The organism is Amycolatopsis sp. A133 (assembly GCF_031082405.1).
Lineage (GTDB): Bacteria > Actinomycetota > Actinomycetes > Mycobacteriales > Pseudonocardiaceae > Amycolatopsis.
In genome coordinates this window covers 1-22,304 of sequence record NZ_JAVHJU010000021.1, presented here as the reverse complement: position 1 = coordinate 22,304, position 22,304 = coordinate 1, and the positions used below count along the sequence as shown (strand labels likewise).

Sequence of the window (22,304 nt, the reverse complement as noted above, 5' to 3'; positions counted from 1 at the left end):
AACTCTACGGATGCCCCGTGAAGTTCCCGGGACCCGCCCAAACCGGACTCGCGGCGAGTTCGCGCCGGTCGACCTGACACGATGTGCGCATGGCAGCGAACGAAGCGCGACAGGCCGGCGTGGCCGCGCTCGCCCGTGAGATCGAGGAGTTCATGGCCGCGGGTGGCTGGGACCAGCCGCCGCAGCTGTTCGCGCTGGTGCCGACGGCGGCGCTGCTGGACGAGCAGCCGGAGCTGGCCGGGCAGCTGGACCGGGCGAACCCGCTGACGCCGGTGGCCCAGGAGGCGCTGCCCGAGGGCGACCTGGCCGAGGCGCTGGGCCGGATCGCGTGGCCGGACCTGGTCATCGGGTGCGCGCTGGCCCAGGAGATCATCGTGCTGCCGCCGGGCTCGGAGTCGGAGCTGCCGGACATCGCCGAGGCGGACGCCGAGAGCCTGCGCCGCGCGGCCGCCGACCACCCGCAGCGCACGGAGGCCCGCCTGGTGGCGGCGGTCGTGCGCGACGGGGAAGGTGCCTGCGTCATGCGGCTGCGCGGGATCGGCACGGCCGAGGGCACGGACGAGACGATGGACGAGATCGTGGAAAGCCCCGATCTGGCCCCGAATCTGGTCGAAGCGCTGAAGGCCACGCTGCTGCCCTAGCAGGAGGCCGTCGGCCGCCCCGCCTTGAGGTTGGCCAGCTGGGCGAGCGCGTCGTCCAGTGTGGACACCTTGATGAGGTTGAGCCCGGCGGGCGCGGTGGTCTTGGCCTCGGCGCAGTTGTGCTCGGGCACCAGGAAGTCGGTGGCACCCGCCTCGCGGGCGCCGACGACCTTGAACGAGATCCCCCCGATCGGATCGACCTCGCCCGTCTCGGTGATCTCGCCGGTGCCGGCGATGTGCCGTCCGCCGGCGAGGTCGCCTGCCTGCAGGCGGTCGATGATGGCGAGGGTGAACATCAGCCCGGCCGACGGGCCGCCGACGTCCTGCAGGGAGATGTTGACGGTGAAGGGCGCGTCGGCGCGGTCGACCGCGGTGAGGCCGATGAAGCCCTCCTTGCGGTCCGGGCGCGCGGCGAGGGTGAGCGGCACGGTCCGCTCGGGCCGGCCGTCCGACTGAAAGGTGATCTGGACGGTCTGGCCGGGCAGGGTGCCGGTGAGCGCGGCCCGCACGTCGGCGGCCTCGACGATCTTCTTGCCGTTGACGGTGATCAGCTTGTCGCCGGGCGAGAGCACGTGGTCGGCCGGGCTGCCGGAGACGATCTGCTTCGCCACCACCTTGATCGGGTAGCCCAGCTTGCGCAGGGCGGCGACCTGGGCGTTGGTCTGCGAGTCCTGCAGTTGCTGGATGTTCTCCTGCTTGACCTGCTCGTTCGTCTCGCCCGGCTTGAAGTACTCCTCGCGCGGGGCGAGCGCGTACCGGCCGCTGGCCCAGAAGCCGAGGCCCTGGAAGAGGGTGACGCCGTCGTGCAGGGAGACGGTCGTCATCCGCAGCTCGCCGGTGGTCGGGTGGGTCTCGTGCCCGGCGACCTGGATGACCGGGTTGCCCGCCGCGTCGCGACCGAGCGTGTCGTAGGTCGGGCCGGGGCTGATCGCCACGAACGGGACCGGCACGACCGAGCCGAGCACCACGAAGATCAGGAACAGCGAGCCGCTGACCACCAGAGTCCAGCCACGGCGGGTCATCCGGCGGGCCTCGCCGGCCGGCTCCGACGCCGGTTCCGGGGCGCTCTTCGCGGGGGCGGTCTCCTCGGAGGACTTCGTCACGACCGACAGCGTACGGTGACCGCGTTCGCTTCCCGGTGAAGGCCACGCACATGGGTCCGGTTGACGCGCTCGAGGACCGCCGACCCGCGTACGGTGGACACATGAGCAAACCCCCGTTCGGCTTCGGACCTTCCGATCCCGACAAACGAGGTGAGAACGACCCCTCGGAAGGCGGGCAGCAGTCCGGCGCCGAGGCCTTCAACCAGCTCGGGCAGATGCTGAGCCAGCTGGGCCAGATGCTCAGCCAGGCGGGCACCTCCAGCGGGCCGGTGAACTACGACCTCGCCAAGCAGATCGCCCTGCAGACCCTCGGCAGCGAGGGCAACACCGGCGAGAGCAAGCTCGGCTTCCGCGGCGGCGACGACGCGAACGCGGCCGTCCGTGACGCGGCCCACTTGGCCGAGCTGTGGCTCGACGCGGCCACGGTGTACCCGGCCGGCGCGACGTCGACGGTCGCCTGGTCGCCGCGGTCCTGGGTGGAGAAGACGCTCCCGACGTGGCAGCGGCTGTGCGACCCGGTGGCCCAGCGGGTTTCGGGCGCCTGGATGGAGGCGCTGCCGGAAGAGGCCAAGCAGGCCGCGGGCCCCCTGTTGCAGATGATGGGCCAGATGGGCGGGATGGCCTTCGGCTCCCAGCTCGGCAACGCACTGGCCCAGCTGGCGTCGGAGATGCTGACCTCGTCGGAGATCGGCTTGCCCCTGGCCCCGGTCGGCACGTCGGCGCTGCTGCCGGCGAACATCGAGAAGTTCGCTGAAGGCCTGGAGCTGCCGAACAGCGAGATCCTGGTGTTCCTGGCCGCCCGCGAGGCCGCGCACCAGCGCCTGTTCACGCACGTGCCGTGGTTGCGCCAGCGGCTGCTGGCCACGGTCGAGGAGTTCGCGCACGGCATTTCGGTGGACACGTCGGCGCTGGAGTCCCTGGCCGGCCGCATCGACCCGGCGAACCCGGCGAGCATCGAAGAGGCCATGTCATCGGGGCTGCTGGAGCCCCAGACGACAGAGGAGCAGAAGGCGGCGCTGAACCGCCTGGAGACGCTGCTGGCCCTGGTCGAGGGCTGGGTCGACGTGGTGGTGGCCGACGCGGTCGGTGATCGTCTCCCGGGAGCGGACGCGCTGCGCGAAACGCTGCGCCGCCGCCGCGCAACGGGCGGCCCGGCGGAGCAGACATTCGCCACCCTGGTCGGCCTGGAGCTGCGGCCCCGCCGCATGAGGGACGCTTCGAACCTGTGGAAGCTGGTGGGCGACCGCCACGGCACGGAAAAGCGAGACGGCCTCTGGTCCCACCCGGACCTGATGCCGACGGCCGAGGACCTGGACGAGCCGATCGACTTCGCCGACCGAGTGGGCGAAGCGGGTTCGATCGACGACCTCGACCCGATGGCCGAGCTGGAGCGCACGGAGCAGGCCGAGCGTTCGGAGCGCGAAGAGCGGGCGAAGGAGAAGGAGGAGGAGCCGCCATCGGAAGAGGGCGGCAAGACCTCCTGAGCTGAGTTTCGGAAGGCCGGTGCCCTCCGCCCGACGTCGGGGCGGGGTCACCGGCCTTCTGCTGTCCGGAGGGCCCTGGCGACCAAGCCCCCGATATGACCACAGCCCTCCGCCGACCTCCCCTCCACCGGCTCCCCGGCACCCGCCGGAGCGACCCACCAAAAGCAGGTCGCCCCGGCCACCATCACCCGCTCAGTCCTCGGTGGAAATCCCCCACCCGGCCGCGGCCGACAGCCCTTCCAGGTACCCGATCGCCCGTTCCGCCTTCGGGTACCGCTGCACCAGCGCCCAGAAGGCCGCGTCGTGCCCGGGCTCCCGCAGGTGCGCCAGCTCGTGCACCAGCACGTAGTCCAGCACCCACGGGGGCACCTTCCGCAGCCGGTCGCTGACCCGGATGGTCGCGTCGACCGGTGTGCAGGACGCCCACCGCGTGCGCATCGGCGGCACCCAGCGGACGCTCGCCGGCACCGCGGTGCCGCCCAGGTACTTGCCCGACAGCAGCGCGCAGCGCGCCAGCAGGGCTTCGTCCGACGCCTTCGGGGACGCCGGCCGACGTGGTTCCGAGCGCTGCAGTTTGCGCTCCATCTCGGCGACCCAGTGTTTCTCCTCCGCCCTGGTCATCCGCGCGGGGATGAGCACGACGAGCGTGTCGTCGTTCCAATACGCGGTGACCGTCCGGTGCCGGCGCTGGCTGCGCCGCACTTCGACCTTGTGTCCGGGTGTGTCCGACGAGGGGTTCGTGTCCCCCCGGCCTCTCAGTGAGGGCATCCGTGCTTCGACCACCCGACAACGGTAAGGCCAGGCACCGACAACTCCGAGCGCTTCGAGGTCACAGACCCGAGTTGTCCACAGCCGGTTCCACTTGTGGACAACTCGGCCGTTCCGGCGCTTTCGCGAGCCTCCCGGTCACCGCCGGATGCCATCCTGCGGACATGATCCTCGACACCGCGGACATGCCGCCGGTCCTGCTGCCTGCCCATCCCGCCCTGCTCCCAGGCCTCACCGTGCTCGAACGCGGCCCGCGCGAGATCCAGATCGGGCTCGACCCTCGCCACGGCGTGATCGTCGAAAACCTGTCCCCGGACCTCGCCGCGCGGGTGCGCGCCCTCGACGGCAGCAAACCCGTCGAGCGGCTTCTGCTCGCCGAGAGCGAACACCGCGACCAGCTGCGGACCCTGCTGCGGCAGCTGACCGCGCTCGGCCTGGTCACCGACGCCGGCCGCCCCGACGGCCCGGGCTGCCGCGGCGAGCCCGGCCTCTGGTCGCTGCGAGCCCGCCACCACCAGGCCGCCATGGCCGGCAGGCGGCGCGCCGCCGCGGTCTCGGTGTACGGCGAGGGCCGGGTGGCGGTGGCGGCCGCCGTGCTCCTGGCCAACGCCGGCATCGGGCACGTCGAGCTGCAGGTGTCCGGCACGGTGACCGAGCACGACCTCGGCTCGGGCTTCACCGACGCCGACCTGGGCCGGTGCCGGCGGCAGGCGCTCGGCGACCTGCTCCGCCGGGTCGATTCCGAGGTCCGCGTCACCCGCCTGCACGACCGGTACCCGGACCTGGCCCTGCTCACCGACGCCGTCGTGCCCGCTCCCGAGCTCGTCGCCGAGCTGATGGCGGACGGCGTCCCGCACCTGGCGGCGCGCGTCCGCGACGGCACGGGCATCGTCGGGCCGCTGGTGGTGCCGGGCCGCAGTTCGTGCCTGCGCTGCGCCGACCTGCACCGCACGGACCTCGACCCGTGCTGGCCGCGCGTCGCCGGGCAGCTCGCCGGCCGGCACCAGCGGCCCGATCTCGGCGCCGTCCAGTCCTGCGCGTCGCTGGCCGTCGCCCAGGCCATGCGGCTGCTCTCCCCCGGCGAGCCGGCCCCGCCGGCGTGGAACGCGACCCTCGAGATCGACGCCTTCGACGGCCGCATCCGCCACCGCGGCTGGCCGCCGCACCCGCGGTGCCGTTGCGGCGCGCGGGAGGTGATCCTGGAGACGTAACCCACCGAGACGCCGCGCGCAGGCTGCGCGCCGCGGGAACCGCAGGGCAGAATCGCTGGTGTGACCGACTTCCGCGACCCAGCCGATCGTGACGCCGCGATGCCGCGCAAGGGTGCCGCCCGTACCGCCAAGCTCGCCAGTCTCCCGCTCGGCATCGCCGGCCGGGCGGTCGGCGGCTGGGGCAAGAGGCTCGCGGGCCAGAGCGCCGAGCAGGTGAACGCGACGCTGTCGGCGAAGGCCGCCGAGCAGCTGTTCGAGGTGCTCGGCACGCTCAAGGGCGGAGCGATGAAGTTCGGCCAGGCGCTGAGCGTGTTCGAGGCGGCGGTGCCGGACGACATGGCGAAGCCGTACCGCGAAGCGCTGACGAAACTGCAGGCCGCCGCGCCGCCGATGTCGGTCCGGCAGACCCACCGGGTGCTCGCCGAGCAGCTGGGCCGGACCTGGACCAGCCGGTTCGCGTCGTTCGACGACGAACCGGCGGCGGCCGCGAGCATCGGCCAGGTGCACCGCGCGGTGTGGCACGACGGCCGCGCCGTCGCGGTGAAGGTGCAGTACCCGGGCGCCGACGAGGCTCTGCGCAGCGACCTGCGGCAGCTGCAGCGGTTCAGCCGGTTGTTCCAGGCGTTCGTGCCCGGCACCGAGGTCAAGCCGCTGCTGGCCGAGCTCTCCGAGCGGATGAACGAGGAGCTCGACTACCAGGCCGAGGCCCAGCACCAGCGCGCCTTCGCGAAGGCGTTCGACGGCGATCCGGGCATCCTCGTGCCGCGGGTGGTCGCCAGCGCGCCGAAGGTCGTCGTGACGGAATGGGCGAGCGGCACGCCGTTGTCGAAGGTGATCGCGGACGGCGACCGCGAGACCCGGAACCTGGCGGGCCGGCTGCTGGCGGAGTTCCACTACTCCTCCCCCGAACGCGTCCACCTGCTGCATTCGGACCCGCACCCGGGCAACTTCATGATCACCGAAGACGGCAGGCTGTGCGTCATCGACTTCGGCGGCGTCGCCCGGCTGCCCGAAGGCATCCCCCGCCACCTGGGCGAGATGACGCGGCTGGCCCTCGACGGCGAGTCCACCGACCTGATGCGCCTGCTGCGGGAGAACCGGTTCATCCGGCCGGACAGCGACCTGACCGCGGCGGAGGTGCTCTCCTACCTCGCGCCGTTCACCGAGCCGCTGGCCGCGCCGACGTTCCACTTCACCCGCCGCTGGATGCAGAAGCAGGCCGGGCGGGTCGGCGACAGCCGCGGCAACGACTTCCGGGTCGGGCGTTCGCTCAACCTGCCGCCCGAGTACCTGATGATCCACCGGGTGACCGCGGGGTCCACGGGCATCCTCTGCCAGCTCGACGCGGAGATTCCCGCCCGCGGCATCGTGGAGCGCTGGCAGCCGGGGTTCGCCACCTGAGTTGTCCACAGGCGGGCCCACGAACGGACGGATTCCGCCGAGTTGTCCACAGCTGCGGCGGACGGGGTTCCACCCGGTTGGCCGAGCCGCCATGCTCGATGCATGACTGCTACTCAATGCACTGACCCGCTCGCCCTTCGTAATCCCGGCGGCTCTGAGGTGATGAACCTCGAACAGCTACGCCGGGCGGGGGTGTCCGACCGAAGAACCCGGCGGCTCTGCGGCCCCGGCGGGCCGTGGCGCCGCCTGCACCCCGGTGTCGTCCTGCTGCGCAACGCCGCCCCGACGCGGCAGCAGCTGCTGCACGCCGCGCTCGCGCGCTACGGGCCCGGGGTGGTGATCACCGGCGCGGACGCGCTGCAGGCCCACGGCGTGAAGTGCCCGGCATCGAGCGACATCCGGCTGCTGGTGCCCACCCACTGCCGGGTGGTGGCGTGCGAGGGCGTCCGCCTCGCACGGACGGCCCGGTTGCCGGCCCCGGTCGTGGTCGACGGGCTGCCGTTCGCCCCGCCGGCCAGGGCGACGCTGGACCTGGCCAGGTCCGAATCCGACCCGGCTCGCCTCCGCCACTGGCTGACGCTGCCGCTCTATTGGGGCTTGTGCGACCGTCAGGAGCTGCTGACGGAGCTCGACGCAGGCCCCCAACGCGGCACGGCGGCGGTCCGGAGGGTGCTCCGCGAGCTCGACGAGCGTTCGATCCAGGCCCACGGCCTGGCGGCGCGCGTGCTGGACCTGTCCCACCTCCCGCCCCCGAGCTGGGACATGACGATCTGCGACCGCCGCGGCCGCCGCCTCGGCGACGCCGACGCATGGTGGGACGAGCTGGGCCTGGCCTGGCAGTACCGCTGCACCCCGGGCCCCGGCGGCGGCTTCAGCCACCTGGCCCTGGCGGCCACGGGGATCATCCTGGTCCGCTGCACGGTCCGCCAGCTGCGCCAGGTCCCCCAGGAGGTGGCCCAGGAGCTGGCCCGGGCGTTCGCCGAGGCATCCCGCACGCCCCGCCCCCGGGTCCGCGCCATCCCGACGACCCCGCTGGGAGACGCCGCCTGACGCCACCGAGACGAGAACCCCATGACGGCAGCCGGCCCGCACTAGAGACCGGTCGGATCGCCGGTACGCGCCGAAGGGCGGTGGGATCGCCAGCACGCGGCCGAGGTAGCGCCGCTCGAGGTCCCGCCCTCGAGCGGCCGGCTCACCAGCATCCGCTCCGAGGTCCTGCCCGGCAGCCCCACATCCGGCACCGGCCCACACCCGGCGCCGCTGGTCGGCGGCGGTACCAACCCAACGCGCCCTTCACCCGGCGTCAACGAGCGGCTTACCCGCCGATACCCGCCAAAGCCTGCCGCTCGAGGTCCCGCCCTCGAGCGGCCCCACCTCGCGCCCAACCACCGACCCGCCCGCCAACGAACCGCCCTGCAAACCGGCCAACCACCTCGCGGCGAGCCCACCAACCCTCAGGAGCGCGAATTGCTCACCAATACTCGTCCGGCAGCTTGCCTTCGATGTCCCGCACGTGCTGCCGCGCGCAGTCCGGGCACAGCCACCGCAGCACGCCGCGCTCGCGGGTCGACACCCACGCGAGCGCCGTAGCCGGGTCGTCGTCCGCCGTCCGGGTGCGGCCGCAGCGGGTGCACACCGCCGGCTCCGGCGCACTCATCGGGACCGTCCACAGTGGATTACCTTGGCGCCGAACAGGTACAGGTCGTCCCGGTGGCCGAGGAAATGCCCGCTCTGCGGGTCGGTCAGTGTGGCTACCGCCGCGCGGTCGTCGGCGTCGAGCCACTCCCCGGCCGACTCCGCGAACCACCCGACTCGATGCACCACGTACTCGCGAAGGAGGTCAGAACCCGCCATCGGGTGGTCGATGAGCGCGCCGAACGACTCGACGTCCTCGAGGCCGGCTTCGCGAAGCGCGCGCGGCCAGCCGTAGGGCATGGCGACGCTGCCCGGGAGCCCGGCGCGCATCCGCGCGAACCACGACGCCCGGGCCGCCAGCAGGCGCTGCTCCAGCCCGGGGCGGCCGACGCCGAGCTCCCACGGGAGGCACCGCATCTCCGACCCGCCCTCGGCGATGGCCAGCACTCCGCCCGGGCGCAGCAGCCCGGCGAGCGTGCGCAGCGCGGCCTGCTGGTCGCCGATGTGGTGCACCACGCCGGACGCCCACACCAGGTCGGCGGCGGGCACGGCCAGCGCGGGATCGGTTAGATCTCCGAGCAGGCTGACGACTTCGACGGAGTCGGCGGCCACCTCGGCGACGGCTCGCTCGGCCTCGGCGAGCAGCTTGGGCGTGGTGTCGACCAAAACCACAGTGCCGCCGGCGCCGCGGGCCAGCTCGCGGGCGAACAGCACGCTCATCCCGCCGGCTCCGCACCCGACGTCGACGACCGTCGGCCGCTGGGGGACCGCGGCGGCGAGCCGGTGGGCGACCGGCGTGAGCGCCTCGGCGTCGAGGGTGTCGGCCATGCGCAGCTGGGCGAGGCGGTCCGCCCAGTCGATGTCGCCGTGGGTGTGTCCGGACATCGCCCCATTGAACACCAGAAAAAGCGCGCGCGAAGGCCCCCGCCGCCCGGGAGGGCGGCAGGGGCCTGCGCTCAGCTCTGGTCCTGGTACCGGTCCGCGCGGCGAGCGGCCCATCGGGCTACCCGCGTCCAGCGGCGTGCGGCACGCGCGCTACCTCGGGCCCGCTGGGCGCGGACCCCTTCCTCGAGATCCCGTATTCGGGCTCTGGACAGTTCTTCGTAAAGCAACATCTCGCTGATCTCCTCGATCTCGGTCTTGGTCAACTGCAGCTGTTCGCTGCGGGGGTGGGCTTCGAAATCCCTCGTGGTGACCGGTTCGACGCTCATGCGGCGGCACTCCGGTGATCGCTGCCGGCCCTGGCGGCGGCGGGCTCGACGGTGGCGTTCTTGCGCGGACGGCCACGGGGCCGCTTGCGCGCGATCACCGCACCGCGCTCGAAGATCTCGCCACCCCAGACACCCCACGGCTCACGCCGGGCCAGCGCACCGGCCAGGCAGGCCTCGCGCACCGGGCAGTCGGCGCACTGCGCCTTGGCGCGCTCGAGCTCGGCCGGGGACTCCGCGAACCACAGGTCCGCGTCGCCGGAACGGCAGGGCAGAGCGACGTCGGGGACGGCGATCGGGTCGAGCAGGTCGGCGAATATTGCCTCACCCAAGGTGTAGGCGACGGCCGAAGACATGGTGGTTCCTCCTTGTGTCGTACGGGTTTTCGGTTGGGTGCTCGCGTTGGACAACGCTGGTTCCTCTTGGGTTGTGCAGCCAAAAACACGAAGGCCGCGGATCCGGGTTCTCCGGTTCCGCGGCCTTCGTGAGCCTCTGTCCTGACTTAGGTCAGGAACTTCGCTCCCGTATCGACAACGGAACACGGAACTGCTTGATGGTCGGCAGATCGGCCTGCGGGTACGCGGCGAGAACGCCCTGCGTCCCGAAGACGACGACACCGGTGGCCCAACGACGCTCGACGCGCCGCATGCCACGGACCCCGTGCGCGCTCGAGGACACACCAGTGCCCGGGCGCTGAGCGGCCGCGACTTCCGCGGCGCAGGACAGACGGGTGCCCGGGTTCGTGAGCGTCATGTTGATGGTCATTTCACCGGCACCTCCTTCTGTACTCTGCACACACGGCCGCCGAGCGGCGCGCTTCGGTAGATCCCCAGTCGAGCCCTTCGGGCTCGGTACTGGCAGGTTATTGCCCCGCACCACACCGGGGCAACTCAATTAACGGGAAAATCCTCGAAGATACGAAGATCGCCTCTGAGCAGCGGGTTCGCCGCGTCGATCATGGTCCGGACGCGGTCAAGACCCCGTCGACGCCCGGACGACGCCGAGGATCTCCGCGCCGAAGCGTTCGAGCTTCGTCGCGCCGATGCCGGAGATCGACACCAGCGCCGGCTCGTCGGCCGGGCGCTGCTCGGCGATGGCCATCAGGGTCGCGTCGGTGAACACGACGAACGCCGGCACCTTGAGCTCGCGCGCCCGGTCGGCGCGCCACGTCTTCAGCCGCTCCAGCAGGTCCTCATCCACTGTGGACGGGCACCGCCCGCAGCGGCCCAGCTTGACGTCGAGGGTTTCCAGCAGCGGCCCACCGCAGACGCGGCAGCGCGTCTTGACCGGCGCCACCGTCTTCTGCTGGGACCGCGCGACCCTGGCCGCCGGGTGGTCCTCCGGCACGAGGCCGTAGAGGAATCGGCTGCGCCGCCGGTTGCGCCGCCCGCCCGGCGTGCGGGCCAGCGCCCAGGACAGCCACAGGTGCTCGCGGGCCCGGGTGACGCCGACGTAGAACAGCCGCCGCTCCTCCTCGATCGCCGCTTCGTCGTCGCCGGCGTGGAGGATCGGCACCGTGCCCTCGGCGAGGCCGACGAGGAACACCGCGTCCCACTCCAGGCCCTTCGCCGCGTGCAGCGACGCCAGTGTCACGCCCTCGACCGTCGGCGGGTGCTGGGCGGCGGCGCGCTGGTCGAGCTCGGCGCAGAAGCGCGGCAGGTCCGCGTCCGCGACCGTCGAAGCGAGCTCTTCGGCCAGTTCGACGATCGCCAGGAGCGCGTCCCAGCGTTCCTTCGCCGCGCCGCCGGCGGGCGGCGACTCGGTCAGGCCGACCCGGGCGAGCACCGAACGCACCGTCGTGACCAGGTCGGAGCTGACGTCGCCGCTCGCCGCCCGCAGCGCGGACATCGCCTGCCGGACCTCCGTCCGGTTGAAGAACCGCTCCCCGCCGCGGACCAGGTACGGGACGCCGGCCTCGGCCAGCGCCGACTCGTAGGCCTCGGACTGGGCGTTCACCCGGTAGAGGATCGCGATCTCGCTCGCCGAGACGCCGCCGTCGAGCAGCTCGCGCACCCGGCGCGCGACCGCCCCGGCCTCGACCGCCTCGTCGTCGAACTCGGCGAAACGCGGCTCCGGGCCCGGCGGCCGCTGGCCGATCAGCTTCAGCCGCGAGCCCGCCGGCCGTCCCCGCGCCGCGCCGATCACCCGGTTGGCCAGCGCGACGACCTCGGGCGTCGACCGGTAGTCGCGCTCGAGGCGGACGACAGTGGCGTCCGGGTAGCGCCGCGTGAACTCCAGCAGCGGCCGCGGCGACGCGCCGCCGAAGGAGTAGATGGTCTGGTTGGCGTCGCCGACGACGGTCAGGTCGTCGCGGCCGCCGAGCCACGCGTCGAGCAGGCGCTGCTGCAGCGGCGTGACGTCCTGGTACTCGTCGACGACGAAGCAGCGGTAGCGGTCCCGGAACTCCTCGGCGACCGTGCCGTGTTCCTCGAGCACCGCCGTCGTGTGCAGCAGCAGGTCGTCGAAGTCGAGGACCTGGGCGGCGTTCTTCAGCTCTTCGTAGGTCCGGTAGACCTCGGCGACCTGCGCCGCCGGCGCCGGGATGTCCCGCTGGGCGCGCGCGGTGACGGCCGGGTAGTCGTCCGGGCTGATCAGCGACGCCTTCGCCCACTCGATCTCGCTCGCCAGGTCGCGCAGGACCTCGACCTCGGTCCCCAGCTTGGCCCGGTTCGCGGCCTGGCCGACGTACCGCAGCTTGTTCTCCAGCAGGTCCCACGGCCGGTCGCCGACCACGCGCGGCCAGAAGTAACGCAGCTGGCGGCGGGCGGCGGCGTGGAACGTCAGCGCCTGCGCCGCTTCGACGCCGAGACCGCGCAGCCGCGTCCGCATCTCGCCCGCGGCGCGCGTCGTGAAGGTGACGGCGAGGACCTGACCGGCGGAAACGTGCCCGGACCGGACGAGGTGGGCGATGCGGTGGGTGATCGTGCGGGTCTTGCCCGTGCCGGCTCCGGCGAGCACGCAGACCGGCCCCCGTGGGGCACTGGCGGCGGCGCGCTGCTCGGGGTCGAGCCCATCGAGCAGACGGTTGATGCTCTTGGTGGAAAGTACGCCGGTCACGTCCGGCATCCTCGCAGAGGAGGCCGGGGAAACGGGGCAGGGGCACGCGGCCGTATCCTGGTCATATGGCGGGACAGCAGGACTCGGGTAAGAACTCGGGTAAGAACAAGGAAGCGGCCAAGCAGGCCAAGAAGGAGAAGCGCGCGGCGAGCAAGGCACGCCGCGGCCAGCTCTTCGAGGCCTTCAAGATGCAGCGCAAGGAAGACCCCTGGCTCATCCCGTGGATGGTCGGGGCGATCGTCGTCGTCGCCGGCGTGGCGTTCGGGATCGGGTTCTTCTTCGACGCGCAGTGGGTGCTGCTGCCGCTCGGCCTGCTGCTCGGCGCCCTGCTCGCCATGATCATCTTCGGCCGGCGGGTGCAGAAGACGGTCTACTCGAAGGCCGACGGCCAGCCCGGCGCCGCGGCGTGGGCGCTGGAGAACCTGCGCGGCCGCTGGAAGGTGACGCCGACCGTCGCGGCGACGACGCAGCTCGACGCGGTGCACCGGGTCCTCGGCGGGCCCGGCGTCGTGCTGGTCGCCGAAGGCGCGCCGCACCGCGTGAAGACCCTGCTCGCCCAGGAGAAGAAGCGCGTCTCCCGTCTGATCGGCGACACGCCGATCTACGACGTGACGATCGGCAACGAAGACGGTCAGCTCCCGCTGAAGAAGCTCCAGGGCTACCTGATGAAGCTGCCCCGCAACCTCAAGCCGGCCCAGGTCGACGCCCTCGAGGCGAAGCTGACCGCCCTCGGCAACCGCGGCGCGGCGCTGCCGAAGGGCCCGATGCCGGCCGGCGCGAAGATGCGCAACGTCCAGCGGACGATCCGCCGCCGCTGACCCCACGTGCGGAGAAAGGCCCCCGTCCGGGTTCGGACGGGGGCCTTTCTCTATGCGCGGGTCAGCGCATCCGGATGACGACGGTGCCGGTCAGCCGGTCGAGCCAGCTGCGGCCGTCGGCGTTGCGGACCGCCGCCGGGATGAGCACGAACGTCAGCGCGGCCCGGGCCAGCGCCCGCAGCGGGCCGACCAGCGCCGCGCCGTCGAGACGGGCGACGCGGATGCCGACGGCCGCCATCCCCGGGGTGAAGCCGAAGAGGCCGGCCGAGACGACGGAGATGATCGCCCACACGCCGCCGGACCACAGGTTGAACTCCTGCATCGCCGCCGGGTCCTGCAGGCTGGGGTGCAGGAAGATGGCCGTGACCAGGGCCGCGACGACCAGGTCGACGATCAGCCCGAGCAGCCGCGCACCCCCGCTCGCCGCCGAGCCGACGCCCGATTCGGGCAAACCGAACTTCTCACCCGGCCACCGCGAGCCGTGCCGATCAGTGCCCTGACCGCCGTCGCCGGTGCCGGGTAGCCATTCACCGGTCCATCTCGCCACCCGTCTAGGGTATGCCGGTGGCGTAGAGCACATCCGACCTGGTCGGATACCCGATATCGACCACCCGTTAACACCGGCGAAACATACGGGTGACGGTCGGGCAACACCGCACTTTTAGCGTGAGCCGAAGAGAGCACTGCCGTACGAGCTCGAACGAGAAGGAGTCACCGAGGGTGCCCACTACTCCAGACGACATCCAGCGCCTCATCGCCGATGAGGACGTCGAAGTCATCGACGTCCAGTTCTGCGACCTGCCCGGCGTGATGCAGCACTTCACGGTCCCCGCGAAGGCCTTCACCGAAGAGGCCTACGAAGAGGGTCTCGCGTTCGACGGCTCCTCGGTGCGCGGCTTCCAGTCCATCCACGAGTCCGACATGCTGCTGCTGCCGGACCCGGCGACCGCGCGGATCGACCCGTTCCGCAAGGCGAAGACGCTCGCGCTCAACTTCTTCGTGCACGACCCGTTCACGCGTGAGGCGTACAGCCGCGACCCGCGCAACATCGCGCGCAAGGCCGAGCAGTACATCTCCGAGTACGGCGTCGCCGACAACGTCTACTTCGGTCCCGAAGCCGAGTTCTACATCTTCGACTCGATCCGCTTCGACTCCGCCGAGCACGCCTCGTTCCACGAGATCGACTCGGTCGAGGGCTGGTGGAACACCGGCACCGACGAGGTCGGCGGCAACCAGGGCTACAAGACGAAGTTCAAGGGCGGCTACTTCCCCGTCCCGCCGGTCGACCACTTCGCCGACCTGCGCGACGACATCGTCCGCAACCTGACGAACATCGGTTTCGAGATCGAGCGCGCGCACCACGAGGTGGGCACCGCCGGCCAGACCGAGATCAACTACAAGTTCAACACGCTGCTGCACGCGGCGGACGACTTGCAGCTGTTCAAGTACATCGTCAAGAACACGGTGTTCGCCGCGGGCAAGACGGCGACGTTCATGCCGAAGCCCCTCGCCGGCGACAACGGGTCGGGCATGCACTGCCACCAGTCGCTGTGGAAGGACGGCCAGCCGCTGTTCCACGACGAGTCGGGCTACGCCGGCCTGTCGGACACCGCGCGCCACTACATCGGCGGCCTGCTCAAGCACGCCCCGAGCCTGCTGGCCTTCACGAACCCGACGGTGAACTCCTACCACCGCCTGGTCCCGGGCTTCGAGGCGCCGGTTTCGCTGGTGTACTCGCAGCGCAACCGCTCGGCGTGTGTGCGCATCCCGATCACGGGCAACAACCCGAAGGCGAAGCGCGCCGAGTTCCGCTGCCCGGACTCGTCGGGCAACCCGTACCTGGCGTTCTCGGCCATGATGATGGCGGGCCTCGACGGCATCCGGAACAAGATCGAGCCGCCGGAGCCGATCGACAAGGACCTCTACGAGCTCCCGCCCGAGGAGGCCAAGGACGTCAAGCTGGTCCCGGGCGACCTGGGCACGGTCCTCGACACGCTGGAGGCGGACCACGACTACCTCCTCGAAGGCGGCGTGTTCACCCCGGACGTGATCGAGACGTGGATCTCGTACAAGCGCGAAAACGAGATCGACCCGCTGCGCCTGCGCCCCCACCCGTACGAGTTCTCCCTGTACTACGACGTGTGATCCGGTAGCAGCCGGCCCCTGAACACGCCGGCGGCGAGGTGCGAAGAGCCCTCGCCGCCGGCGTTTCTTATGTCACTCCGCTGTCGACAGCACCTTCAGGTCCGTGCCCGCGGCCTCGAAGCGCCCCCGCGGATCGGCCACCAGCTTGCGGATCTCCAGGTCCATCAACCCCAGCGTGCACGTGATCTCCGCCGCCAGCGTCCCGTCCGGCTTGATGATTTCCGAGTCCATCTTGAACGTCTTGCCGCTGCCGAACTTGACGTCGCACGTCACGTCGACTTCGTCGCCCGCGCGCAGCTCGCGGCGGAACACCACGTGCGTTTCCAGCAGCACCGCGGCCACGTTGCCGAGCCCCTGCAGTGCGCCGGACCGCTCGAACAGCTCCAGCCGGGCCACCTCGCCGTACGAGTGGTAAACAGCGTGGTTGAGGTGGCCCAGGGTGTCCAGCTCGTAGTGCCGGACCTTGATCCGGGTCCGGAACGGCTCGCGATCGGTCACCCGCCCACTGTAGGTCAGGCCTCGTAGAACAAGTGCTCCACCACCGCGTGCGCCCGGCGCGTGATGCGGCGGTACGAGTCGAGGAACTCGCCGGGGTCGTCGCCGGCCGACTGGCCGAGCACCCGGGCCACCGCGGCCAGGTCGCGGCCCGAGCCCGGGACCTGGTCGACCGCCTTGCCGCGCACCAGCATTCCCGCGTTGCGCACGCGGGTCGCCAGCAGCCACGCCTCGCGCAGGGAGTCCGCCTCGGACTGTTCGGCCAGGCCCGCCTCCGGGAGCACCGCCAGCGCGTCGAGCGTCGACGTCGTCCGCAGGCCTTCGACCTCGTGGGCGTGCTGCAGCTGCAGCAGCTGCACCGTCCACTCGACGTCGGCGAGGCCGCCGCGGCCGAGCTTCGTGTGCAACGTCGCGTCGGCGCCGCGGGGCATCCGCTCCGTCTCGACGCGGGCCTTGATGCGGCGGATCTCCCGCGCCTTCGTCCCGTCCAGGCCGCCTTCGGGGTAGCGGATCGGGTCGATCATCGTGATGAACCGCGCGCCGAGGTCGTCGTCGCCGGCGACGAACCGGGCCCGCAGGAGCGCCTGCGCCTCCCACACCTCGCCCCACCGCGCGTAGTAGGCGCGGTAGGACTCCAGCGTCCGGACCAGCGGCCCGCTCCGGCCCTCCGGCCGCAGGTCGGCGTCGACCTCCAGTGCCGGGTCCGAGCTCGGCGCGCCCAGCATCTTCCGGACGGTCTCCGCGACCGTCGACGCGAACTTCACCGCGTCGGCGTCCGAGACCCCTTCGGACGGCTCGCACACGAAGAGCACGTCCGCGTCGGAGCCGTAGCCGAGTTCGGCGCCGCCGAGCCGGCCCATGCCGATGACGGCGATGCGCGCCGGCGTCCGGCCGAGTTCGGCCTGCCGCTGGCGGAACGCCGCCGCCAGCGCGCCTTGCAGCACGGCCACCCACACGCTCGACAGCGCTTCGCAGATCGCGGGCACGTCGAGCAACCCGAGCAGGTCCGCGCAGGCGATGCGCAGGAGTTCGTGGCGCCGCAGCGAACGCGCGGCCGCGACGGCGGCGTTCAACCCCGGCTGACGCCGGACGGCGGCCCGCAACGACGTCGCCACCTCGGCGGGCGTGCGGCCCAGCATCCGGGCCGGGTCGCCGAGCAGCTGCAGCACTTCCGGCGCGCGGACCAGCAGGTCCGGCACCAGGCGTGACGTGCCCAGCAGGAGGGCCAGGTTCTCCACGACCGTGCCCTCGTCGCGCAGCACCCGCAGGTACCACGGCGTGTCTTCGAGCGCCTCGGACACCTTCCGGTACGACAGCAGCCCGCCGTCCGGATCGGGCGTGTCGGCCAGGAGGTCGAGCAGCACCGGCAACAGCGCCTGCTGGATCGCGGCGCGCCGCGAGACACCCGCGGTGAGGGCCTTGATGTGCTGGAGTGCGCCGTCGGGCGCGGTGTAGCCGAGCGCGGCCAGGCGGCTGGCGGCCTGCTTGGTGGTCAGGCGCAGCGCCTCGGCCGGCACGTTGGCGACGGATTGCAGCAGCGGCCGGTAGAAGATCTTCTCGTGCAGGCGCCGGATGCCCTTGCCGTGCCGCCGGAACTCCGCGAGCAGCGCCTCGCCCTGGCTCTTGCCGCCGCTCGCCTTGATCCCGCTGGCCCGGGCCAGGATCCGCAGCTCGGCGGTTTCCGTCGTCGCGGGGAACAGGTGGGTCCGGCGCAGCCGCCGCAGCTGCAGCCGGTGTTCGAGCATCCGCAGGAATTCGTAGGACGCGCCCAGCTCGGCGGCGTCCTGACGGCCGACGTAGCCGCCCTCGCCGAGCGCCGCCAGCGCGTCCATCGTGGACGGTGAGCGCAGGTCCGCGTCGACCCGGCCGTGCACGAGCTGCAGCAGTTGCACGGCGAACTCGACGTCGCGCAAGCCGCCGCGGCCCAGCTTCAGCTCGCGTTCGGCGTGTTCGGACGGCACGTGGCCCTCGACGCGGCGGCGCATCTGCTGCACCTCGGCGACGAAGTTCTCCCGGTCGGCCGCCGACCACACCAGCGGCGCGACCATCTCGGCGTACTGGCGGCCGAGCTCGGCGTCGCCCGCGACCGGACGCGCCTTGAGCAGCGCCTGGAACTCCCAGGTCTTGGCCCACTTCTGGTAGTAACCGTGGTGGCTGTCCACCGTGCGGACCAGTGCGCCGGCCTTGCCTTCCGGGCGCAGCGCCGCGTCGACCTCGAAGCACGCCTTCCCGACCACGCGCATCATCGTGCTGGCCAGCCGCGTGGCGAGGCCGAGGTCGCCTTCGCCGACGAAGATGACGTCGACGTCGCTGACGTAGTTGAGCTCCCGGCCGCCGCACTTGCCCATCGCGATGACCGCCAGCGTGCCTTCGGCCGACGCGCCGGCTTCTGCCTCGGCGACGACCAGCCCGGCCGCCAGCGCGGCCTCCGCGAGCACGGTCAGCTGCGCCGCGACCTCGGCGTAGCCGGGCTGCTCGAGCCCGGTCTCGACGATGTGCCCGAGGTCGGCGGCGGCGATGCCGAGCAGCTGCCCGCGGTAGGCGATCTTGAGGGCCTGCTCGGCTTTGAGCCCGGTCAGCACCGAACCGTCGTCGTCCAGGAGAGCCGTGCGCAGGGCTTCGCGGTAGCAGGCCGAGTCGGTGCACTTGTCCCCGGTGAGGGAGTGCCACTGCGCCGGGTTCGCGGCGAGGAAGTCGGCGAGCGCGCTCGACGTCCCGAGCACGCTGAGGAAGCGGCCGCGGAAGGTGCGGTGGGTGCGGAGCTGCTCCTCGAGGCCGGCCCACTCGGCGGCGTCGGCCTCGCGGATGCGGTCCAGCCCCCGCAGCGCGAGGTCGGGGTCGGCGGTGCGGGACAACGCCGCGAGCACGTCGGCGGCCGTGTCGACCGGGCCGGCGTCGGCCCACCAGCCGGCCGCGCGCAACTGACCCTCGGCACGGGAATCGGTGAATCCGTACCTCGCCGCCGAAGCGGTCGTTCGCGCGCGGTCAGCCATCACCGACCACCGTAGCCGGGGACGGCGGCTCAGGCCGCGAGCCGGCCCGGCTCGGTCCCGGCGGGCGTCGGCTCGGGCACCTGGAAGCTGTGCGCGGTGACGGGATGGCGGCGCGAGAGGAGGTAGATGCCGAGGCCCACTCCGATCCCGACCACACCGACGGCGATGGTGCCGGCGCTGCCGAGCGAGGCGATCTTGCCGGAGATCGCGCCGACGATCGCGGCCGCGGGCAGCGTGAACAGCCACGCGACGACCATCCGGCCCGCCATCCGCCAGCGGACCGGCGCGTCCCGGCGGCCGACTCCGGAGCCGACGATCCCGCCGGAGCAGACGTGCGTCGTCGACAGCGGGAAACCCAGCCGCGACGAGACCAGGATGACCAGCGCCGAGCTCGTCTGGGCGGCGAAGCCCTGCGGGCCCTCGATGTCGGTCAGGCCCTTGCCGAGGGTGTGGGTGATGCGCCAGCCGCCGAGGTAGGTGCCGAGCGCGAGGGCGCACGCGGCGCTGATGATCACCCAGACCGGCGGCGACGCGCCGGACGGGAGGCTGCCGGCGCTGACGAGCGTGAGCGTGATGACGCCCATCGTCTTCTGCGCGTCGTTGGTGCCGTGGGCGAGCGAGACGAGCGACGCCGAGACGATCTGGCCGACCTTGAACCCGCGCGTGGCCGGGCGGCGCCGCACCAGGAAGCGGTAGACGAGGTAGGTGGCGACCATCGCGACGAGACCGGCGATGACCGGGCTCGCCGCGGCGGGGACGAGGACCTTCTCGACGATCTTTCCGAAGTGGACCGAGTCGGTGCCCGCGGAGACCCAGGTGGCGCCGATCAGGCCGCCGAACAACGCGTGCGACGAGCTCGACGGCAGGCCGACGAACCACGTCACGAGGTTCCAGACGATCGCGCCGATCAGCCCGCCGAACACGATCGCCGGACCGATTTTCGTGTCGTCCACCAGTCCGCTGGAAATCGTCTTGGCGACCTCGACCGACAAGAACGCGCCGACGAGGTTCAGCACCGCGGAGATCGCGACCGCCACACGGGGCTTGAGCGCCCCGGTGGCGATCGACGTCGCCATCGAGTTCGCGGTGTCGTGAAACCCGTTTGTGAAATCGAAAACCAGGGCCGTGACGACGACGACCACGACCAGCAACGAGGGTTGCACCCCGACCTCCGCACCCTTGTGGGGACTCCTCCCGCAAGGTACCTGACGGGTACGCCCGGCGTTAACAGCACGTTGCTGGTTGTGACCTCCGTCGTTAAGCCAGCGGTAATGTGCGCTGGCTCGCCACGGCGGGTTCGAGTTCTCCCGCGGCCAGCTTGACGAACCGTTGCGCGAAGGGGCGCCAGGTTTCCTCGATGTCGGCGTGCACGGTGACCAGCGTTTCGTGCTCGAGCGCGCCCGGCCGGGCGAATTCGGCTTCCTCGGGGCATTCCGCGGCCCAGCTCTCGACGACGGCGGGCGTCGTCTCGATGTGGAACTGGACACCGTAGACACAACGCCCGAGCCGGAAGGCTTGGTGCGCGTAGCGCGGCGAGGACGAGAGCAACTCGGCACCGGGCGGGAGCCGGGTGATCGCGTCGGTGTGGAACTGCAGGACGTCCTGCATCAGCGGCAGGTCGGCGAAGAGCGGGTCGGTCCACGCCGCGTCCTTCTTGCTGACGAGGTGCGGACCGACCTCCGGCCCGTCGGGAGCAACCTCGACGCGGCCGCCGGTCGCGACGGCCAGCAGCTGGGCGCCGAGGCAGATCCCCAGGGTGGGCAGGTTCTTCGCTGCCGCCTTGGCCAGCAGCCGCCGGACGTCGGCGAGCCACGGGTGCTTGGCGTCGTCTTCGGCGGCCATGCCGCCGCCGAGGCAGACGACGCCCCGGTAGCCGTCGAGGTCGGCGGGCAGCTCGTTTTCCGGCAGCAGGCGGACGTCGAGTTCCGCGCCGGCCTCGGTCAGCCAGTCGCCGAGGGGGCCCAGCGGGTCCGACGCGTCCGGCTGGATGATCAGGATTCGGGTCACGCCTTCCAGGGTAGGTCAGCAGGCACAGCGAATCCCTCCGGCTTTGTCGCCTTCGACCGGGTAGCCGGCGGCGATCCAGCTCGTGATGCCGCCGGAGAGCCGTTTTACCTTAAAGCCGAGCTCGGCGAGCTTGAGCGCACCCTTCGTGGCGGCGTTGCAGACGGCGCTTTCGCAGTAGCAGACGTAAACGAGGTCCCGGTCGAGGTGTTTTGTGCTTTCCGCCGTCATGTCGCGGTAGGGCAGGTTGATCGCGCCGGGGATGCGGGCGTGGGCGAAGGCCTCGGGGGCGCGGGTCTCGACGACGACGTAGCCGTCGGTGCGGCCGGCTTCGAGGTCCTGGACGAGATCGTCGGGATCGACCTCGAAGCCGAGCTCGGCCCCGAAGTACTCCACGGCGGCTTCCGGTGCCGCCGCGGGGAAGGCGAGAGTGCGTGTCATGGGGTAAATCCTGCTGGGGAGGCCGTCTCCGGGACAGGGCAGAATCGGCGTGGAAGCCCGGAACGGCCGGGGATTTCCCTGTTCTGGCCCAGCGAACCCGGGAGAGTTGCGGTGGACCACCTCGACGACGTCGACTGGCGCCTGCTGGAGCTCCTCCAGGAGGACGGCCGGCTGAGCTTCACGGAGCTGGGCCGCCGGGTGTCGCTGTCCGGTTCGGCGGTGACGGAGCGCGTCCGCCGTCTCGAGGAGCGCGGGGTGATCACCGGCTACGCGGCGAACGTCGACACGACGAAGCTGGGATTGCCGATCGAGGCGTTGGTGCGGGCGCGGGTGAGGAGTCTCGACACGCCTCGCTTCCGGACGGCGGTGCTGCCGCTGCCCCAGGTGGTGGCGGCGGACCACATCACTGGGGATGAGTGCTGGATCCTGCGGGTGCTGTGCCGGGATACCGCGGAGCTGGAGGCGTTGGTCGAGAAGGTGCAGCGGTACGGGGAGACGACTACGTCGTTGGTGTTGTCGTCGCCGTTGAGGAGGCGTCCGCCGGCTCGGCCGGGGTCGGTTTGAGGCATCTCGCGTGATTGGCGGGGCATCACGTGTGATTGGGCGGGCATCATGCGTGATCCGAGGGGCATCACGGCGCCGGCCGGGGTGGTGGAGATGGGGTCCGGTCCGGCATTCGCGTGATTAGAGCCGGAACTCGCGTGACTGGAGCCGGAAGCGGCGTGATTGGGGACGGAAGTCGCCCTGCCTGGGGGTGGGTATGGGAAAAGGGCCTGGGCCGGGAGACTGTTGGTCTCTACCGGGCCCAGGCCCTTTTCTTCATGTTAAGTTCGGCGGTGTCCTACTCTCCCACAACCCTTCGGTTGCAGTACCATCGGCGCTGTCAGGCTTAGCTTCCGG

Annotated in this window: 22 protein-coding genes; 8 read left to right on the top strand and 14 right to left on the bottom strand. The window is 71.6% G+C overall.

The features are described from left to right. Positions 1-89 precede the first annotated feature (89 nt). Complete coding sequence (locus Q5425_RS17575; protein WP_308673324.1) at positions 90-641, top strand: PPA1309 family protein; 552 nt, start codon at positions 90-92, stop codon at positions 639-641. On the opposite strand, the gene Q5425_RS17570 is transcribed toward Q5425_RS17575, so the two are convergent. After that, positions 638-1,642 (bottom strand): PDZ domain-containing protein, encoded by a 1,005-nt coding sequence (locus tag Q5425_RS17570; RefSeq protein ID WP_396135185.1) that lies wholly within the window; start codon positions 1,640-1,642, stop codon positions 638-640. The two genes, Q5425_RS17575 and Q5425_RS17570, sit on opposite strands and share 4 nt — an antisense overlap. Before the next feature lie 203 nt (positions 1,643-1,845). Here Q5425_RS17570 and Q5425_RS17565 point away from each other — a divergent pair, with 203 nt between their 5' ends. Continuing rightward, on the top strand, positions 1,846-3,228 hold the full coding sequence (locus Q5425_RS17565) for a zinc-dependent metalloprotease (protein WP_308673322.1): 1,383 nt from the start codon (positions 1,846-1,848) through the stop codon (positions 3,226-3,228). 192 nt (positions 3,229-3,420) lie between these two features. Here Q5425_RS17565 and Q5425_RS17560 read toward each other — a convergent pair whose 3' ends face one another. Then, positions 3,421-3,930 carry a M48 family metallopeptidase gene (locus Q5425_RS17560; RefSeq protein ID WP_308673321.1) on the bottom strand — a complete coding sequence of 170 codons (510 nt, stop codon included), beginning with the start codon at positions 3,928-3,930 and terminating at the stop codon, positions 3,421-3,423. A 230-nt stretch (positions 3,931-4,160) separates the two neighbouring features. On the opposite strand from Q5425_RS17560, the gene Q5425_RS17555 reads away from it, so the two are divergent. From Q5425_RS17555 to Q5425_RS17545, 3 genes are all read left to right on the top strand, one after another. After that, positions 4,161-5,207 carry a hypothetical protein gene (locus Q5425_RS17555; RefSeq protein WP_308673320.1) on the top strand — a complete coding sequence of 349 codons (1,047 nt, stop codon included), beginning with the start codon at positions 4,161-4,163 and terminating at the stop codon, positions 5,205-5,207. Between the two features lie 60 nt (positions 5,208-5,267). Then, positions 5,268-6,608 carry an AarF/ABC1/UbiB kinase family protein gene (locus Q5425_RS17550; protein WP_308673318.1) on the top strand — a complete coding sequence of 447 codons (1,341 nt, stop codon included), beginning with the start codon at positions 5,268-5,270 and terminating at the stop codon, positions 6,606-6,608. Between the two features lie 162 nt (positions 6,609-6,770). After that, positions 6,771-7,658 (top strand): hypothetical protein, encoded by an 888-nt coding sequence (locus Q5425_RS17545; RefSeq protein WP_308673317.1) that lies wholly within the window; start codon positions 6,771-6,773, stop codon positions 7,656-7,658. Between the two features lie 421 nt (positions 7,659-8,079). Here Q5425_RS17545 and Q5425_RS17540 read toward each other — a convergent pair whose 3' ends face one another. From Q5425_RS17540 to Q5425_RS17515, 6 genes are all read right to left on the bottom strand, one after another. Then, positions 8,080-8,265, bottom strand: a complete 186-nt coding sequence (locus tag Q5425_RS17540) for a hypothetical protein (RefSeq protein ID WP_308673316.1) — start codon at positions 8,263-8,265, stop codon at positions 8,080-8,082. Continuing rightward, entirely contained in the window at positions 8,262-9,128 is an 867-nt protein-coding gene (locus Q5425_RS17535; RefSeq protein WP_308673315.1) for a class I SAM-dependent methyltransferase, read from the bottom strand. Before Q5425_RS17535 ends, Q5425_RS17540 begins: the two co-directional genes overlap by 4 nt. 71 nt (positions 9,129-9,199) lie before the next feature. Next, on the bottom strand, positions 9,200-9,454 hold the full coding sequence (locus tag Q5425_RS17530) for a hypothetical protein (RefSeq protein WP_308673314.1): 255 nt from the start codon (positions 9,452-9,454) through the stop codon (positions 9,200-9,202). Beyond that, entirely contained in the window at positions 9,451-9,807 is a 357-nt protein-coding gene (locus Q5425_RS17525; RefSeq protein ID WP_308673313.1) for a WhiB family transcriptional regulator, read from the bottom strand. Before Q5425_RS17525 ends, Q5425_RS17530 begins: the two co-directional genes overlap by 4 nt. Positions 9,808-9,958: 151 nt before the next feature. Further along, positions 9,959-10,216 (bottom strand): hypothetical protein, encoded by a 258-nt coding sequence (locus Q5425_RS17520; protein WP_308673312.1) that lies wholly within the window; start codon positions 10,214-10,216, stop codon positions 9,959-9,961. A gap of 207 nt (positions 10,217-10,423) precedes the next feature. After that, positions 10,424-12,517 (bottom strand): ATP-dependent DNA helicase UvrD2, encoded by a 2,094-nt coding sequence (locus tag Q5425_RS17515; protein WP_308673311.1) that lies wholly within the window; start codon positions 12,515-12,517, stop codon positions 10,424-10,426. Positions 12,518-12,573: 56 nt separating this feature from the next. Here Q5425_RS17515 and Q5425_RS17510 point away from each other — a divergent pair, with 56 nt between their 5' ends. Further along, positions 12,574-13,326, top strand: a complete 753-nt coding sequence (locus Q5425_RS17510; RefSeq protein ID WP_308673310.1) for a DUF4191 domain-containing protein — start codon at positions 12,574-12,576, stop codon at positions 13,324-13,326. Positions 13,327-13,387: 61 nt separating this feature from the next. On the opposite strand, the gene Q5425_RS17505 is transcribed toward Q5425_RS17510, so the two are convergent. Continuing rightward, the gene (locus Q5425_RS17505) at positions 13,388-13,777 is read right to left on the bottom strand and encodes an RDD family protein (RefSeq protein WP_308673330.1); all 390 of its coding nucleotides are present in this window, start codon (positions 13,775-13,777) and stop codon (positions 13,388-13,390) included. A 269-nt stretch (positions 13,778-14,046) separates the two neighbouring features. On the opposite strand from Q5425_RS17505, the gene glnA reads away from it, so the two are divergent. Continuing rightward, on the top strand, positions 14,047-15,471 hold the full coding sequence (glnA, locus tag Q5425_RS17500; RefSeq protein ID WP_308673309.1) for a type I glutamate--ammonia ligase: 1,425 nt from the start codon (positions 14,047-14,049) through the stop codon (positions 15,469-15,471). A gap of 72 nt (positions 15,472-15,543) precedes the next feature. On the opposite strand, the gene Q5425_RS17495 is transcribed toward glnA, so the two are convergent. The 5 genes from Q5425_RS17495 to Q5425_RS17475 form a co-directional block, all read right to left on the bottom strand. Continuing rightward, a complete protein-coding gene (locus tag Q5425_RS17495) occupies positions 15,544-15,969 on the bottom strand; it encodes an acyl-CoA thioesterase (RefSeq protein WP_308673308.1) in 426 nt (141 codons plus the stop codon). Between the two features lie 14 nt (positions 15,970-15,983). Further along, positions 15,984-18,959 (bottom strand): bifunctional [glutamine synthetase] adenylyltransferase/[glutamine synthetase]-adenylyl-L-tyrosine phosphorylase, encoded by a 2,976-nt coding sequence (locus tag Q5425_RS17490; RefSeq protein ID WP_308673307.1) that lies wholly within the window; start codon positions 18,957-18,959, stop codon positions 15,984-15,986. A gap of 29 nt (positions 18,960-18,988) precedes the next feature. Beyond that, complete coding sequence (locus Q5425_RS17485) at positions 18,989-20,122, bottom strand: inorganic phosphate transporter (RefSeq protein WP_308673306.1); 1,134 nt, start codon at positions 20,120-20,122, stop codon at positions 18,989-18,991. 94 nt (positions 20,123-20,216) lie between these two features. After that, the gene (locus Q5425_RS17480; RefSeq protein WP_308673305.1) at positions 20,217-20,966 is read right to left on the bottom strand and encodes a type 1 glutamine amidotransferase; all 750 of its coding nucleotides are present in this window, start codon (positions 20,964-20,966) and stop codon (positions 20,217-20,219) included. Between the two features lie 15 nt (positions 20,967-20,981). Further along, positions 20,982-21,404, bottom strand: coding sequence for a rhodanese-like domain-containing protein (locus tag Q5425_RS17475; RefSeq protein WP_308673304.1), 423 nt, complete (start codon positions 21,402-21,404; stop codon positions 20,982-20,984). Positions 21,405-21,515: 111 nt separating this feature from the next. Here Q5425_RS17475 and Q5425_RS17470 point away from each other — a divergent pair, with 111 nt between their 5' ends. Continuing rightward, positions 21,516-21,968, top strand: coding sequence for an Lrp/AsnC family transcriptional regulator (locus tag Q5425_RS17470; protein WP_308673303.1), 453 nt, complete (start codon positions 21,516-21,518; stop codon positions 21,966-21,968). Positions 21,969-22,304: the final 336 nt, after the last annotated feature.

Bases quoted from the DNA above. Each gene is read 5' to 3' on its own strand.
- Q5425_RS17575 (WP_308673324.1), top strand. From the start codon at position 90: ATGGCAGCGAACGAAGCGCGACAGGCCGGCGTGGCCGCGCTCGCCCGT.
- Q5425_RS17565 (WP_308673322.1), top strand. From the start codon at position 1,846: ATGAGCAAACCCCCGTTCGGCTTCGGACCTTCCGATCCCGACAAACGA.
- Q5425_RS17555 (WP_308673320.1), top strand. From the start codon at position 4,161: ATGATCCTCGACACCGCGGACATGCCGCCGGTCCTGCTGCCTGCCCAT.
- Q5425_RS17545 (WP_308673317.1), top strand. From the start codon at position 6,771: ATGAACCTCGAACAGCTACGCCGGGCGGGGGTGTCCGACCGAAGAACC.
- Q5425_RS17540 (WP_308673316.1), bottom strand. From the start codon at position 8,265: ATGAGTGCGCCGGAGCCGGCGGTGTGCACCCGCTGCGGCCGCACCCGG.
- Q5425_RS17535 (WP_308673315.1), bottom strand. From the start codon at position 9,128: ATGTCCGGACACACCCACGGCGACATCGACTGGGCGGACCGCCTCGCC.
- Q5425_RS17530 (WP_308673314.1), bottom strand. From the start codon at position 9,454: ATGAGCGTCGAACCGGTCACCACGAGGGATTTCGAAGCCCACCCCCGC.
- Q5425_RS17525 (WP_308673313.1), bottom strand. From the start codon at position 9,807: ATGTCTTCGGCCGTCGCCTACACCTTGGGTGAGGCAATATTCGCCGAC.
- Q5425_RS17520 (WP_308673312.1), bottom strand. From the start codon at position 10,216: ATGACCATCAACATGACGCTCACGAACCCGGGCACCCGTCTGTCCTGC.
- Q5425_RS17515 (WP_308673311.1), bottom strand. From the start codon at position 12,517: ATGCCGGACGTGACCGGCGTACTTTCCACCAAGAGCATCAACCGTCTG.
- Q5425_RS17510 (WP_308673310.1), top strand. From the start codon at position 12,574: ATGGCGGGACAGCAGGACTCGGGTAAGAACTCGGGTAAGAACAAGGAA.
- Q5425_RS17490 (WP_308673307.1), bottom strand. From the start codon at position 18,959: ATGGCTGACCGCGCGCGAACGACCGCTTCGGCGGCGAGGTACGGATTC.
- Q5425_RS17475 (WP_308673304.1), bottom strand. From the start codon at position 21,404: ATGACACGCACTCTCGCCTTCCCCGCGGCGGCACCGGAAGCCGCCGTG.